The organism is Cupriavidus sp. HMR-1, assembly GCF_000319775.1.
In the GTDB taxonomy this organism is placed as follows: Bacteria; Pseudomonadota; Gammaproteobacteria; order Burkholderiales; family Burkholderiaceae; genus Cupriavidus; species Cupriavidus metallidurans.
Window position 1 is genome coordinate 28,278 of sequence record NZ_ANKP01000086.1, and the last position, 14,808, is coordinate 43,085.

The window sequence follows — 14,808 nt, forward strand, 5'->3', positions numbered from 1 at the left end:
GTGCGACTTAGTGTGACATCGTGCCATCAAGTGCCACGCGGCTGATGCGGGCGTCGCAATTACAAGGGGGAGATAGTGTCAGCAAGTGCCACTAAGTCGCTCGTAGTACCACTTGGTGCCAGATAGTATGGCTGGCGCGATTGGGGCTACAGGCGGTTGCTGGCACGTCCTCCGCGTTGCAGGGGCCAAGTCCGACTTCGTCGGCGAATCGTCTTCCCATCCGAGTTATGTCTCTCGCTGAAGTTATCGAAAAGCTCAATCCGGCGCAGCGCGAAGTCGTGGAATGCCGCGAACATTGTGTAGCCGTTGCTGTGCCTGGTGCCGGAAAGACAGCGACGATTGCGGCTAAAGCTGCGTTGCTACTGAGCAACCCTGCACTTACCGTAGGTGCCGTCACCTTTAGCAAGGATGCTGCGATCGAGCTTCGCGACAGAATTCTCAAGTTGGCGGGTCCGACTGCCAAGAGGAGACTGATCGCCGGCACTTTTCACTCGCTCGCATATAAGCAGTTGGCTTCCGTGGCAGGAAAACGGCCGGATATAGCCTCAGACGGTGATCGGGCGGCACTGATTGCCCAGGTTCTGCAGGAGATGGGGCTTGAATGGAAACTCGAGGAAGCGGTAGCGGTTATCGAACGTCTTAAAACCGAGCTAGTCTCGCCCACAGACGATAGCGTCGAGAGCCAAATGTATGCGGCCTACCAAGCTGCACTGGAGAGGAATGGTCGCGTGGACTTTCAAGACCTGATGCGGCACGCAGTCAAGGGAATGCAGTCCAGTGCTATCAAGCCCTATTCCGTCGACGTCTTATTGGTCGACGAGTACCAGGATTGCGATTCGCTACAGGCTCTCTGGACTGCTATTCACGCACGATCCGGATCCACTACCACGCTCGTGGCTGACGACGATCAGACGATCTTCGGGTTTCGGTCCGCACTCGGGAAGAAAGGAATGGATGCCTTCGCGGGCGAATTCAGTGCTCGCCAGATCGTACTAGGGATCAACTACCGTTCGCACGCAGAGATTCTTAGCGTTGCTGACAAGGTCATCCGAAACAACGAGGAGCGGATTATCAAGGAACTACGTTCTAACAAGGGCTCGGGCGGCTCTGTCAATTTTCAAAGGTATGACGACGAGTACAAGGAAGGCGTAGCAGCAGTCGAGGCGATGTCTTCAGCTGTTCGCGCCGGCAAGAGCGCGGCCATCCTTGCTCGGACGAATCGAATACTTGACCCTGTCGAGGCAGTTTGCCGTTCGCATGGTGTGAAGTACTACCGTGCTGCGGGGCGATCGATTCTCGATCGTCCTGAGTCCGCTCTAATGGGTAACTTGCTACAACTGATTCAGCAGACAACCAGCAACGGTCTAGACGGAATCCTCGGTTACACCGGCATTGGATCAATGGATTTGCAGACAATCCATCGGAGGTTCCCTGCCGGAAAGGGTGCCGATGGCGTGAAGAAGAAAGACCTGACCGAGGCAGGACTTGGCGAGGACGCAGCAGAGAAGTTCGTCGAACTGAACAAAAAGATGGCTGAATGGCGCGCGCTCTGTGAACGGCAGTTTCACGCCCTGGTCCTTGACGGTGTCCACGAATGGATGCTGAAGAAGGCGACTTCGGACCAGGCCAAGCGGGCGATCAACACTACCTATGATGTGCTTAGCAGACTAAACGGAACCTTTTCTGAGCGACTCGATTTTCTACGTCGAAAGAACAACGAGCCTGGCGACGATGCCATCGTTCTTACGACCTTCCATTCCAGCAAGGGGCTGGAATGGGATCAGACAGCGCTCATCCGTCTCGAAGAGACCGTGATCCCAGACGACGGCAGCACGGAAGCGGAGGAGCGCCGGCTCTTTTACGTGGGTCTCACGCGTGCCCGGAGCGCCATGTTTCTCTCAACTGCCAAGAAGAATCCGACGTCGCGATTTGTCATTGAGTCTGGGCTTGCTTAGCCGGCCCACTTTGTTAAGTGCACCTTTAGCCATCCACACAGATGTGCACAATACATCGGACCCGCCCTTGTCCTCTTTTCAATCTGCGAGAAAAGCCGCATGCTGCACTTCTGCACCGGTCTTTTATGCTTTTATAAGCACATTATCCTAACACAAGCATGCAATTCGGTTGGAATAATGCAACAGAGCCAATCTACGGCGAAAACATGTTTCTATTGCCTAATAGCCTGCGGCATCGCAACATTTGCCAGCAAGGCACTTTTTATCGCGTAGCTCTTAATTTTTGCTATGATAGGGAAATCGTGCTGTTTTGCCGAAAAACCCTTTCAGGATTGCCAAGTGCCAATCAAGACTAACAAGTACCGTCTTGCAGATATCGTCCCCATGCTGGACGTCAGCGAGGCAACCGTCCGAAGGATGATCGAAGAACATGGGATTGTTCCTGATCGGGTTCCGGCAGGCAGCACAACGCGTCCTGTCTATTCACTCGAACAGATCCTCCAGTTGGCGAAAGCCAAGCGCCATCGCGGCAAGGTCAAGTTCAAGCGTCCGCTCGTCATTGCCGTATACGTACCGAAGGGCGGTGTTGGCAAAAGTACGTTGTCGAACGAGTTCACGGCGGAACTGACGCTGCAGGGCTACAACGTCATGGCCATCGACCTGGATGACCAAGCCTCGCTGACCGTTATGAACGGATTCCAGCCAGACGAAGTCCCGGACGCCGGCAAGCCCAATCAATGGCTTGTGAAGCATACCTTCCTGAATGCTCTGTATCCGGCCAATGGCGAGAAGAACATTCTGCCGTTGTCCGAGATCATCGTGAAGCCGTATGGCGAACACGGGCCGAAGCTGGTTCCGGCTGACATTACGCTTGGCGAGCTGGGCTATCGACTGTCGATTCAGCCCAACCGTGAGCAATTCTTGCGGAATTGGATTTCGGCGCATGCCGACAGTGACCTCAAGGATATCGACATCATCCTGATCGACAACGCGCCGTCGACCTCTGTCGTGTCTCGCGCGTCGATCGTTGCAGCCGACCTGCTGCTGATTCCGGTACGCCTCGACGCACTGACTGTCAAATCTTTGAGCTTTTTGGCGAACGAGTTGACGGGCTTGTCGGAGTCGCAGCTGCCGATTCCTCAGGTCGTCGCTGTTCCTAATTTTTTCAAGGCAAATAACAGCCGTAGTGCTCGTGTCATGAGCGCCCTCCAGCGGTCCTTCGGTGAAGATGTTCCGATCGCCCCGCACGTTGGTGAATCCGAACGCTTTCCACGTTCGCTGATGCACGATATCGGACACGAGCTTGAAGAAGTTCTGCCCGTTACGTTTGAAGGTTGGACCCGCGCACTGGAGCGGCAGCACGAAGAGATTCGAAACGTGTGCAAGTTTGTGATGAACATTGCCGAAGAGACGTTCGCACGTGGCGAAACACCGGACTTGTTCGACGACGCATCCGAAGCGCGGAAGGCGACTAACTAATGACTGAAAGAAAGCGTTCTTTCCAACCACCGCCCGTTGCAGTAGTGGATGCACCGGGCGGAGATACACCGGCTGCGGGTCCTGTGCCTGGCGGCGGTTTCAAGATCGCCGCTTTTCCTAAGCGATCAGCCGGCGGCGTCGCGACCCCTGCAAGTGCTGTTGCGACGGCGCAGCGTGAGCAACCCGCCGCTGTCGTTGAGCACGGCAACGTCGCGGCGACTGTTTCCGCGACGTCGGTTCCATCGGAAGACGGTGCCGCACGAGGTTTCACAGTCGCCATGGAGCGACTGGAGACCCATGCATGGAATGCCCGGCTTCATCGGTCGGTTGCTCGCATAAAGGAGCTAAGCCTCCAGATGTCGACCCACGGTCAAGAGTCGCCAATCATCGTCACGAAGAATCCAGCAAAGGCGGGATTTTGGTTCATCGTTGACGGCGAAACTCGATACAAGAGCGCACAGAAGCTGGGATGGGATCAGCTCTGGGCGCTTGAACGCGAGGTTGATCCGAACGATCCGAAAGAATTCTATGCAGTTTCGTTTGAGCGCACTGACTCTACTGAGCCGATTTCTCAGATCGACCAAGGGTTGCGCTGGGCCGAGCTAGTCAACGATGGCCATGCCACTCTGGACTGGCTGGCGGATCGCCTCGATAAGAGCAAGGCAACGATTAGCAATATGCTGTCCTATGGGAAGTTTCCCCAAAAGGTCACGGATCGTATGGCGGAGCACAGCGAGGCGTTCCCCTACACAGTTGCGGCCGAGTTGTCGCGGCAGATTGGGGACATGTCTCTGCTCAATGACGATCAGCTGCTGGAGCTCGTAGACAAGGTCATCGACGAGAACGTCTCGCGTCGAGGAATCGAGGCGCTTGTTCGACAGTTCGTTCGAGAGCCAGGTGCGAAACGGGAGCGCAAGGCCGCGCTAACGAACCGGCCCATTATGGTTGGGGCGTCGAAGACAGGGTCCTTGCGTGAGTATGCCAACGGTGGGATCGAGTTGAAGCTCCAGCCGTCTGCAGCAATATCGGGCGAGGCAAAGCAGGAGTTGCTGGAGATTCTTGGTGCCGCTGTGGATGCGCTGAACAGCGGTAGTGGTGAGGGCATCAAGGAAGCGCTCCTCGAGCGGCTCTCCGCCGCCAAAAGAGACGCATAATGCACACAAACGAGGCCGGGATTGATTTATTTTCCATGCAATGCATGGGGAAGTCATTCGAGCTCGTTTCTTCTGCACCATTTAGCCGGCTAAACGCCTGCACTCGCTGGAATGATCAGGCGTTTAGCCGGCTAAACGCCATCACCCTTCCCGTCTTCCCCGCAGAACCATTTAGCCGGCTAAACGCCGGCGACCTTTTGGCCGTGACCTTGTTTAGCCGGCTAAACACGCTTCCCCCCAGCCTCCCGTTTAGCCGGCTAAACGGACAGCCGATCGAGCAGCGATACCGGTCTCCCTGGCCAGGCTCATTTAGCCGGCTAAACGGACCTCGATCCCAGACACCAAAAGAAAACGCCCCAGTGACCCTGGGGCGTTTTCTTTTGTGGCCTTTGAATTAACAGGACGCCTATGAGCCCCTAATTGCTAAAGACAAAAAGAAAAAGCCCGGAGCAGCAACTCCAGGCTTTCTCAGTGATGCGTTGACTTCGGTCTTACTTCCAAACTCAAGCTCGCAACTGGAGTGTAGGAAGCCCAGATCGTCGTGTCAATGCTCTTCACGAATAAAAACTAAATGAGCAAACGATGACGACCAATACAGCAGTCGGTGGAGAGCTTATTTTCTCTGCGAATAGTGCGCACGTTAATGAAGCGTATTTTTCGACTAATAAGCAAACATGTCCCGCAACATCCTATGGAGTAACTCCCGAAGCTTCTAATAGCTTTGAGACTCCTGATTTTCTTCCTGCGCGAATCATGAAGGCGATCGCGCTCGCCTATGAGTCCCGTTTCTTTAATGAACTCTCAATCACGACGCGTCAGGTACTAGCAGCGCTGATTCGGTTCTCTCTCAACGACAAGAACATGCATCAATTGGCCTACGTTAAGAAAGAAACGTTGGCCCGTCATGTCGGAGTTAGCGAAGCTACTGTCTATCGTGCGTTGTCGACCCTGGAAGGGCAGGGCCTTATCGAGCGTGAGAAGCAGCTCCGTACACGAATGAAACTTCAAAACATCGGAAGAATTCGTTTCACATTGAAGTTGTTAGGAGCACTAGGCTTTTTGCAACGTTCTATGGAAGTTCGGAGCGCCCAGGCCCAAGACGATGGCGCGGTCACAGGTGTCGCCTCGCGCACTTTCAGCAAAGCTGGAAAAATGCCATTTAAATCAATGGTTTACGAAACACCCAAGGCCTCCCAGAAGAACCAATCCGACCAGAAACGCACATTCAAAACAATCAACGGGAAAGCCGTACCCTCCGACTTAGCCTGGCTGGCCGAGCGCAACGCATTGGCAGTCACAGCCATCCTCAAGCTGATGAAGGTTGCACGTGCAGCGGGCAAGCGGCTGTCCGACGTAGTGGCCGTGACCAAGCACGCCCTTCAACAGCTGCAGGGCAAGGAGCTTTACGCGTACTTGAAGTCCCTGCTGTCGAAGGACGTCGATTTCGCCTTCATCGCCAAAGAACAGGCCGATACGGCCCACCAGGAACAGCAGCGAGATAGGCAGATCGCCGAATCGAAGGCGCGGATCAGCCAGTTGGCAATGAGCCTTCGCGGCAAGAAATATGAGTTGCAGGACGGATCGACCATCTCGGTCGACGAAGCGTCTGTGGTCGTCAAACGAGGCAGCTTCACGTCATCCACGCCGTTGCACGCAGCTTTGCGTCAGCTCGAAGCACTAGCGTCCGGCCAGCTTGCCTTGCTCACGCCAATGGAGACGTGTGAACACGACCGACGCAGCCGAGACGACGTGACCAGCCAGCTCGCCCAGTCCCTGGCTCTCCTGCGCCGTCCGTCGCCGGCATTGCTACGTGGTCGCGAACGGCTGGCCATTTGAGGTCAGCTGATGACCGACTATCTCTCATGGATGCGTGACGTTAACCACGGGGTAAACAAACAGTCTTCTACGAAGAAACAGTCCTGCCGGGAATTTTCCGAGAGAGAACGAAAGGCGAAAACCAGGAGACCGAGCATTTGCTGGGATCGCTGGAAGTACCAATCCGCTCCGACTGCTTAGTGAGGCTTGTGTTCCTGCGCTTAGAATATTGCGCCCCAACGGCTACTTTTTAGTTCGGCGAGACATGGAGCCATACGATTACGAGACGTTCAAGGAAGTTGAAACAGGGTTGAACGACAGGATTAACCGCTACGACGCAGAGGCAGATGCTTGGGATCTCGAGACAATCAAGCATTTGGTGGTTCTGAACGCGGCTGGCGCCGCGGGCGTTGCAACGCTTTTGGCGGGTCAAAAATCAGGGCTCTGCGGTACTGCCCTTATATGCTTCGTCTCGGGTGTGGTCTTCGCTGTACTGCATATGCACCTTGTCGGATTACGGCACAGATCGCTGGCGCGGAGTTTTACGCACCGACGGGACGAACTACGCCATTTGCAAACATCTCCGCGTGAACAATTCACTCGCCCTTTGCACACCCTGCCAAGATGGATTTCGCGATACGCAGTCCCTGCCTGCCGCTACCTGTCCGCGATCTGTGCCATTGTCAGCACCTCCGTGCTTGCGTTCGCACTGATGCGCTAAAAAGACACAAGTACCGCACCGTGACAGATGCAAGCGGCACGGCAATCCGCAGCGTCAGTCTCGGGACAAGCGTAGGGGATTTATATACTGAACATGACGCGAAGCAGGGCGGCTCCGTCATGCCTCAGAGGCTGGGCCCACCGCAGTGGCAATAAGTGCTAGCAAAGAGGGGGCAAAAGCCCCCACGCCTTATGTGCCGCCTGCAGCAGAGGTTACGAGCGTCTCTTCTTGGCAGATTTGCCGAGGGCAAAGGCATAAAAGACGGCAAAGGAAGCTAAGTAGCAGCCACCGATTTGCCAGAGGTACTCGTTGGTCGACGTAGAAAAGCTGACAAACGTAAGCAGCGCACCAAAGCCACATACCGCTGACGCTGACTCGTCGCCCAGCAACCGAAGAAAATTCTTGATGCGGTCTTTTTCTTCCGCCTTCCGGTAAAACAGGCCAAGGATGATGAAAACTCCCAGGCCGATAGCGATCCCAAGCAGTTGGGCCTTGAAAACATCCAGGCTAACGAGCCCACGGATTGCCTTCTCCAATGATGCCTTGTCCCCGCCTTGGGTAATAGTAAAGGCCAACCCGAAGCTGAGGCCGACGACCATCAGGTTCGCCACCATCCGATAGCAGACCTGCACGAGTGCACTTACCTTAGGGGCGGCCGGGGCCGCAGTAGTGATACCAGCTTGTACTTTCATAACGCTCCTAGTGAGGTGTGAATGCCGGGCAACCATTTGCCGACAGTCGGTATAGCTCCGCTGAGCACTCATGAAGACTCACGAAACTCTGCTGTGCATCGGGCGCCAACACCTCAAATTATTTACGCGAAGCTTCTTCAAAAGCATCGCGATAAACGTGCCGGAACAAGCTGTATTTCGGGATGAAACCCAGCGTCATGACTCGTGCTTGTTGTCACTCCAGATCTTCTGCATGGCACTCATGCGTCGGGCCTCTTCGGTTGAGACATACCGCGTGGTTGTGTCGAGGGAAGCGTGCCCCGCGTTCTGCTGCACGACCTCCAGCGGAGCGCCAGCTGCTAACGCATGGGAAATATGCGTGTGACGGAGCCAATGGGTGCTGGCAGCGGCCAGCCGCTCAGCCCCGCGCTCGTCGTGAGGTTGCAGGGCAGTCGCGCACTTCGCGAAGAACCCCTTCAATTGCTTGTATAGGGTATCGGGCGTGACGCCGCGGGCCGCATCCGGCTGTCGCTGCATCATCCACGGCGCCAGTTGGTCAGCGTCAATGGCCTCGCCCAGGAGATAGACGCTACGAGGCAAGTGCCCCTGGTCTGGCTCTGCCCGGAATCCGCGGTGTGCGAGGTACGTGGCTAGCTCGCTCATTACGGCGGGCGCCATTGGCACGCGCCGGAGCTTTCTTCCCTTTCCTAGTACTTCTAGGCGCCAACCCTCCACTGGCTCGTCGCCACGAACCATGGGGAAACTGACCCACTCCAGGTGATCAGTGGTCACGCTTACGGCTTCGGACAGCCGCATGCCCGTGGTGTACAGCAACGACAAGGCGAATCGAAGGCGGAGGTGGGCAGACGTCTGCGGCAGGGCGGTAGCCTCCGATCGGACAAAAGTCCACTGGGCCTCGGTGAAACTGCGGCCGACATCGAGCTTCGGCGCTGCGGCGCGCGGCACGTGAACGCCGTGCCACGGATTTCCCATCAGATAGTTCTGGTCGACAAGGAATCGGTATAGGTTGTTGAGAACGCCCAGGGCATAGGCCCGCGCGCGGTCCGAAAGTGGTCCTTCGAAAGGGCGCCAAATGGGACTCCATCGCTCACGGGAGCGGGGGGCGCACCAGTCTGCCGGGGGCGCGGCGAGGAAGTCGCGATAGGCCACGCAGTCCTCGTGCGACATCGAGGAGAGAGGCTTGCCACGGACCAGAATGGCCCACAATAGAAAGCGCTCCGCTTCCTTTCGGTATGCACGCTGGGTATGCGAGAGCGTTTGCAGCCAGTCAAGCGGACCCGGCATAGTGCTGACGTCGCGACGCTTTTCCCGGAGTAGGGCGATTTCCTCTGGCGGCAGGCCGGGTTTTGCCCGCAGCCAGGCCAGCACCGCTTCGTAGTCGTTGTGGGCGGACAGCAGGCATTGCCCCTGCGGCCGCCGGTAGGTGCCGTTACGGCCATCAAGCGCTTCGGGCACCACCAGCTTGTCGAGGGGCACCAGACCCGTTGATCGCGGCACGACGCGGGCGAGCTCGTGCGCATAGCGCTGCCGGCGGGGTACAGCGACGTGCTGGCCGATGGTGCGGGTGAGGGTGTCCCGGTGCGCCTCAAGAAACCGCTCCACGGCGCGGGCCTTGCCGGCGCCGACGCCGGGAAGCGCCGATGACCAGCCAGTCCCCAAGCCGTTTATGCGGTCGACAAGTTGTCCGATTGTCTCGACGCCGGCAGCCTCTAGGCGGCTGGCCAGCGTGTCGGCGAGCCAGGCTTGGCAGCCATCGTCGACAAGTACCGGGCGCGCGTACTGCGTTTCTAGCCAGTCCATCGCTTCCAACTGCCTGTGCATCAGGGCGATGCGCTTTTTCTCCCGTGCGAGCGCCGTGCCGTGGCGCTCTTGGAAGACGGCAAGCTGCTCGGCCTCGCTGAAGCCGTCCAGTCCTTCGGCGGCCGCGAATTCCTCAAGCGAGGGGAGGGCGGTGCCGGGCCGGCCAATCTGGCGCAGATCGACCTTCACCAGTCGGGCCATGCTCGGTCGCGCGGCCCTGCGCGCGGCGGCCGCCAGTTCGTCGCGCAGCCATGCCGTGACGCGCCTGACCTTGGGATGGCGCGAAAACGCATCTACCGAGTCGCCGGCGGCGATCGCGCGCACGTCGGCTTCCGCCTCGATCTCGCCTTCCTCGGCCAGATAGCGATCCCACATGCCCCGGGCGTTCAGGCCCTGGATGATGGCGCGCAGAAATCCAAAATGTCCCCGATGCAACTGGCGGCGGGTGACGGAACGCCGGCGGCGGCGAGGCGCGTCACCACCAGTGGGTGTGCCCATTATGGTTACCATGCGAATGCTTTCCGTATAGCCTCGACATCCTCGTCATCCTCATTGTCGGCCTCGAAACCAGCGCGCTCGCGATGGATCTGAAAATAGGCCGCCCGACGCGCTGAAATGGGCCACCGCAGCGGCATGCCGGGGTGGATGCCGAGGCGTGCACAGGCGCCATCATCCAGTTCGTCAGAAATCAGCAGATGGCCCTTCGCATCAATGGCGATTAACCCGACCTCGAAGAGGCAGTCCAAGTTTGCGGACAGCAGCAGGCCGTTATGAAGGTCCAGGCGGGCATCGAGGTCATCATCACAATCCGCCCAACGCTGGATATGCGCGGCGCGGAGGACTTCTCGAACCGTTTCTCCGGTCAGCGCGCACTCCCCATAGGCGGCGAGCAAGGCGGAACGGAACGTGCCTTGGCCAAGACGAGCGCGCACCTGCCGCTTGGCTTCGGTCGGCAGACGTCCCCGCTTTAGCAACCGCTCGATGGCCGCGTCCGTTGGATCCTTGGGGGCCAATACCTTCTCCCCCTGCTTCAGCGTATCTTTGAGCTCGTTCGCCGACAGGGAGGCCGCACGACGCGAACCGCGCTGGGCACCTTTTAGGACGACGGGGATCGCGACCGCGCCGTTGGGGGACACTGCTATCGGCAAGACGGGAAATCCGAGTTTCTTGAGTTGGCGGTGCCACGGGCCATTGTCTGCGCCAGCAAACTCGTCGGTGCGCAATGGCCGTCGACCTGCATCTCTCGCCGCTAGCGCCACGATGGCCTTGACCGGGTAGGGAGTCAGGACGTCGTCGCCGGCCGCATCGATCCAGACTTGGAATTTCTTCGCCACCCCAAAATTCTTGAAGCCCCGACCCTTATCCCAGACACGGGCGGCAGCTCGGACGTTCTCTGCACTGATATCGGCCGGCCGGGGCTTCGTCCTTCGTGAAAGTTCGGGCTTAGGCGGGTCGTTGTCCGCCACCGATCCGAGGCCAAATCCGGAGACATGGAAGTCGAGGGCCACTAGATGTTCGCGCCATTTCGCTTCAACACGGGGAATTTCCTCGTCGCGAATTCGCCAGCCGGCGCGGGGCGCCGCCTGGCGCAGGAGGTCGCGGGGCGTATAGAACTTCTTGCCGTCGACTACCGTCCAGGCGTTCGAGTGAGAACGTTCGGTCGGGTGACTATCGAAATAGGCCATTGCCGCACGGACGTGTTCCGATTTGATACTGGCGAGGCGACCCCGAGTGGCCATAGCAGTAGCTGCCAGCCTTGGTCTGGCAACGGTTTGTGGACGATAGGGCTGATTCTAAGCGCGGGCGTGTGCGCTTGACTAGGTGACCCGTACCTTATTTTTATGTATCTTGATAAGAAAGGTTATCAAGAACTGAGAAAAGTGCTTGGTTCGATATGGGCATGCCTATAAATGCCGTATAAGGCATGTAGGATGGGGCGCCAATCACTTTGAGACGGACCGCCCGGTGTATGAACGACTACAACCCTGGCGCAACTGGACTTCCCGCAAGTCTCCATGCACGGCCCCGGGAATCGTGTTGTGCCCCTACAGGCGGAGTCGCGAATTTTCTAGTTGACGCCGATCTTCTAAACTATGTAATCTACGTACGGATCAATTTATTATGGGATTAACGTATGTACGTAGATCCTGCAGATGTGAATTCGCCGCGTGGGCGATGGAAGCTCAAGAAAGTGCTCGCCAACACGGGGAGAGCGGGATGGAGCGCAGCCGAAGGCGTGTTTGACGGGGAGCCCAGGCTCGGATTGCGCTGGAACGGCGCTGACAATGAAACCGGCCCAGGCAATCCTCAGTCGCGCGGGCACGCCACGTGGTTTTTGGTGCCCCACGCATTGGAGCGGGTCTTGCGGTCCGAACTCGAGCGCATGGCCAACGTCGATCGGCCGGTTTGTGAACTCACGCGTCCAGATGGATATCAGCACGGAGCGTGGCGCATCGAGCTGACGCTACCGCCAATTGCCATCGAGCGAGGCCTAGGCGATCTGCCATTCGAACTGCCCAAGCTCGAGCACCGTACTTGTCATCCGGAGCGCGAGTATTTCCGCGCCGGATTCAACGGGTTCGTTGGCCAGTGCGTGAAAGGCAAATGGTTTGGCGACGTCTATACCAACGGCATCGCGGAGGACGACAACCCTGTCACACCCGAAGCGGTAAAGGATGCCTTCCGCCAGGCATTGTGGGCGGCCTTGGCAAGCGCGCTGGCGCAGCCCGGGGCGTGACATGCTGGCCACGGAGCTGTATCTCGATCGGTTTCCCTTGCTGTTTGAAGAATATTCCGCTGTGGTCGGGCCGGAGTCCTGGCTGCGGCCGCACCGAAATTTACTTGCACACACGAAGCGGAATCCGTGGTTGCGAGCGCACCACCATGAACAGAATCAGGTTGTTTTCGACTTGGCAGAGTGCAGCGCCATCAAAGAGAAATACGGCGTGCTGCCGACCGAGGTGTTGCGGGACGCCCGCCTACACGCAGGCATGACGTTCGCCGCCCAGACGCTCTCGTTGCACAATTCGCTCCAGGGGAAGAATCGAACCGCGTTCCTTGGTAGATTGCGAGGCGCCTTCAAAAATAGCCGCGATATGAGTGGGCTGCGCCTGGAACTCTCGATCGCAACGCATTTCCTCCGGCGCGGCTGTAGTCTGATCTGGCCGGAGTTTTCAGATCAGAGCTCCGGTAAGCCGTCTTTCGATCTGCTTGTGGAAGACCTGGGCACGGATGGGCTCGAAATTGAATGTAAGTCGGTGTCGAACGACAAGGGCCGGCGGATCGATGGCGAGACCGTTGCCGAGCTCGCATTGCTCGTGAAGCAGCAGATGCCGTTCGCAAACGATTTGACCCAGGGCCTTGCTGTTGTCGTGACAGTCCCTGATCGCCTGCCGAGGCACGCCACGGAACGGAAGGCTCTGCTGAAGGCAATTGCGCGCCAAGTCATGATGGGGGAGTCCGGTGTCCTCCAGGACGGCACCCATGTAGATCTGCGCGATTTCGAAGCGAACGTAGCCGCGCAATTGAACGAGCGGGATCCCGCACTGCGACAGGTTCTTGAAGCGGTCACCCAAACTAAGAACGTACCGACACTCGTGATTGGCAAACGCGGCCACGGTGCGTTGGTGGTGGCTTTCCAGAGCGCCAGGAGCGACACCTTTCTCAATGAGGTGTTCGACACGGTGGCAGACGCGGCGAAGCGGCAACTGAGCGGAAGGCGGGCCGGCCTCGTGGTCGTCGGCCTTGAAGCCATCGATGCCGCTGCGCTCAAATCGTTGGCCCAGCACGACCATGCCGCAAGCAACGATCCTTCAGCGCTGCGTCTCTATGTCAGCCGGCTGCTGAATCGGGCGGACTTGTCGCACCTCGTTGGAGCATCCTTTGGCAGTAAGGGTAACCTGATTGATGGGGCCCAAGCGTTGACGACCGATGGCAGCTCCTACAACTTCTTCAAGGAAGAAAGCCCGTTCTGGCATCCCGCCATCGGAAACGCGTTTAGCTAGTGTTCGATTGGGAAAGGATTCAAAGCGGTCGACGATATGGCACTACCCACCACAGAATATTTCGAGAACGAGCTTCGTGTCGCCTATGATGTGTTGTGCGACTCGGATCTGGCGACGACGCACTTGAGCGGCGAGTTTCGCTGGGATGGCACTGAGATCGAAGTAGGCGATCCGATCGAACTTGACGGTCGCATGCTAGAGAGCCGTGAGTTCGCTCAGTTACTCATGATCTTCAGTGGTTCCCGTGTGCATGCACAAGCCGAGCGAAGGTACGGTCCAGACGACAGTCCTCCGGGCATGTACTACACAACGATGAATCCGGGTATCGTGCATGAAGGCCACAAGAATCGGGTAGGCATCTACCTGGAGGAGGATGGGCCTTCCCTCTATATCGAGGACGCAGCAAATGATGAAGAAGTTGGTGCCGAAGTCGCAGCAGCCGTACACGTTGACCATTTCTACCTGAGAGAGCAGGCGCCTGATGGTCTGGGTCCGGTGGCATTCGCGCTGAGCGCCATGGTCGCTCACCGAATGGGCTACAAGCGCATCTCCTTGATCGCCGGCGGTGGCGCTGGACATGACCCGCGCATGATCGGATACAAGTTCTGGCCCAAGGTGGGTTTCGATGCGGAGCTCGACCCGGGAGAGACGGACGCTGCACCTCACCTCGCTATGTGCCATACGGTACAGGACGTGATCGCAGTGGATGAAGCGTGGTGGGAGCGATACGGCTCCCAGCGATTGATGGAGTTCGACCTCGCTGCGGGAAGTCCTTCCTGGCGAAAGCTGTTAGACTACCTGCACGGCAAGGAGATGATATGACCCAAGCGCTCAAAACCAACCAATCTCGGGTGACACAAAAGACACCTAAGGTCGTGGTGCGCGCCGTTACGGCTGCAAAGACCGTAGTCGTCACTTCCGCCATGAAGGCCAAGCTGAAAGAAGCGGCCAAGACCTCAACGCGGCGAAACTTCCCCGAACTGCCCGAGTGGCGGGCGAGCACGTCACGATAAAAAAACGGGCCACTGGCCCGTTTTTTATTGCGCCTGACCAAACGAGAAGGGGTTGTTCTGTTGTACTGCTGCCGCCTGCGCCTCCGCTCTCGCTTTTAGTTGGACCACCGCTTGGCGTACCGCCATCGCGCGACATTGGCCTGGGTCGATGTGTAAGCGGTCTTTTAAGGGCGCC

General features: G+C 57.9%; 11 protein-coding genes. 8 read left to right on the top strand and 3 right to left on the bottom strand.

Annotated features, from left to right (window positions below; translation table 11 throughout):
* Positions 1-227: 227 nt before the first annotated feature.
* The 4 genes from D769_RS12910 to D769_RS12925 all read left to right on the top strand — a co-directional run bounded on the left by D769_RS12910 (position 228) and on the right by D769_RS12925 (position 6,424).
* Positions 228-1,955 carry an ATP-dependent helicase gene (locus D769_RS12910; RefSeq protein ID WP_008645686.1) on the top strand — a complete coding sequence of 576 codons (1,728 nt, stop codon included), beginning with the start codon at positions 228-230 and terminating at the stop codon, positions 1,953-1,955.
* A gap of 339 nt (positions 1,956-2,294) precedes the next feature.
* Entirely contained in the window at positions 2,295-3,434 is a 1,140-nt protein-coding gene (locus D769_RS12915) for an AAA family ATPase (RefSeq protein WP_241227861.1), read from the top strand.
* Entirely contained in the window at positions 3,434-4,588 is a 1,155-nt protein-coding gene (locus D769_RS12920) for a ParB/RepB/Spo0J family partition protein (protein WP_241227862.1), read from the top strand. Before D769_RS12915 ends, D769_RS12920 begins: the two co-directional genes overlap by 1 nt.
* Positions 4,589-5,170: 582 nt before the next feature.
* On the top strand, positions 5,171-6,424 hold the full coding sequence (locus D769_RS12925) for a helix-turn-helix domain-containing protein (protein ID WP_081596794.1): 1,254 nt from the start codon (positions 5,171-5,173) through the stop codon (positions 6,422-6,424).
* Positions 6,425-7,336: 912 nt separating this feature from the next.
* Here D769_RS12925 and D769_RS12935 read toward each other — a convergent pair.
* From D769_RS12935 to D769_RS30670, 3 genes are all read right to left on the bottom strand, one after another.
* Positions 7,337-7,816, bottom strand: coding sequence for a hypothetical protein (locus D769_RS12935; RefSeq protein WP_040011026.1), 480 nt, complete (start codon positions 7,814-7,816; stop codon positions 7,337-7,339).
* 195 nt (positions 7,817-8,011) lie between these two features.
* Positions 8,012-9,991: a phage integrase family protein gene (locus tag D769_RS12940; RefSeq protein WP_241227863.1), complete on the bottom strand. Its 1,980-nt coding sequence runs from the start codon at positions 9,989-9,991 to the stop codon at positions 8,012-8,014.
* 128 nt (positions 9,992-10,119) lie between these two features.
* Complete coding sequence (locus tag D769_RS30670) at positions 10,120-11,301, bottom strand: HNH endonuclease (RefSeq protein ID WP_193750045.1); 1,182 nt, start codon at positions 11,299-11,301, stop codon at positions 10,120-10,122.
* A gap of 677 nt (positions 11,302-11,978) precedes the next feature.
* On the opposite strand from D769_RS30670, the gene D769_RS12950 reads away from it, so the two are divergent.
* From D769_RS12950 to D769_RS12965, 4 genes are read left to right on the top strand one after another with little or no spacing between them, the layout of a single operon-like run.
* Positions 11,979-12,353, top strand: a complete 375-nt coding sequence (locus D769_RS12950; RefSeq protein ID WP_008645709.1) for a hypothetical protein — start codon at positions 11,979-11,981, stop codon at positions 12,351-12,353.
* Position 12,354: 1 nt separating this feature from the next.
* The gene (locus D769_RS12955; protein ID WP_008645710.1) at positions 12,355-13,620 is read left to right on the top strand and encodes a hypothetical protein; all 1,266 of its coding nucleotides are present in this window, start codon (positions 12,355-12,357) and stop codon (positions 13,618-13,620) included.
* A gap of 36 nt (positions 13,621-13,656) precedes the next feature.
* Complete coding sequence (locus tag D769_RS12960) at positions 13,657-14,442, top strand: hypothetical protein (RefSeq protein ID WP_008645711.1); 786 nt, start codon at positions 13,657-13,659, stop codon at positions 14,440-14,442.
* The gene (locus D769_RS12965) at positions 14,439-14,633 is read left to right on the top strand and encodes a hypothetical protein (RefSeq protein WP_008645714.1); all 195 of its coding nucleotides are present in this window, start codon (positions 14,439-14,441) and stop codon (positions 14,631-14,633) included. Before D769_RS12960 ends, D769_RS12965 begins: the two co-directional genes overlap by 4 nt.
* The last annotated feature ends 175 nt before the right edge of the window (positions 14,634-14,808 follow it).

What these genes read in the sequence shown, in the direction of transcription:
- D769_RS12910 (WP_008645686.1), top strand. Translation starts at nt 228, where the DNA reads ATGTCTCTCGCTGAAGTTATCGAAAAGCTCAATCCGGCGCAGCGCGAA.
- D769_RS12920 (WP_241227862.1), top strand. Translation starts at nt 3,434, where the DNA reads ATGACTGAAAGAAAGCGTTCTTTCCAACCACCGCCCGTTGCAGTAGTG.
- D769_RS12925 (WP_081596794.1), top strand. Translation starts at nt 5,171, where the DNA reads ATGACGACCAATACAGCAGTCGGTGGAGAGCTTATTTTCTCTGCGAAT.
- D769_RS12935 (WP_040011026.1), bottom strand. Translation starts at nt 7,816, where the DNA reads ATGAAAGTACAAGCTGGTATCACTACTGCGGCCCCGGCCGCCCCTAAG.
- D769_RS12940 (WP_241227863.1), bottom strand. Translation starts at nt 9,991, where the DNA reads ATGTGGGATCGCTATCTGGCCGAGGAAGGCGAGATCGAGGCGGAAGCC.
- D769_RS30670 (WP_193750045.1), bottom strand. Translation starts at nt 11,301, where the DNA reads ATGGCCTATTTCGATAGTCACCCGACCGAACGTTCTCACTCGAACGCC.
- D769_RS12955 (WP_008645710.1), top strand. Translation starts at nt 12,355, where the DNA reads ATGCTGGCCACGGAGCTGTATCTCGATCGGTTTCCCTTGCTGTTTGAA.
- D769_RS12960 (WP_008645711.1), top strand. Translation starts at nt 13,657, where the DNA reads ATGGCACTACCCACCACAGAATATTTCGAGAACGAGCTTCGTGTCGCC.
- D769_RS12965 (WP_008645714.1), top strand. Translation starts at nt 14,439, where the DNA reads ATGACCCAAGCGCTCAAAACCAACCAATCTCGGGTGACACAAAAGACA.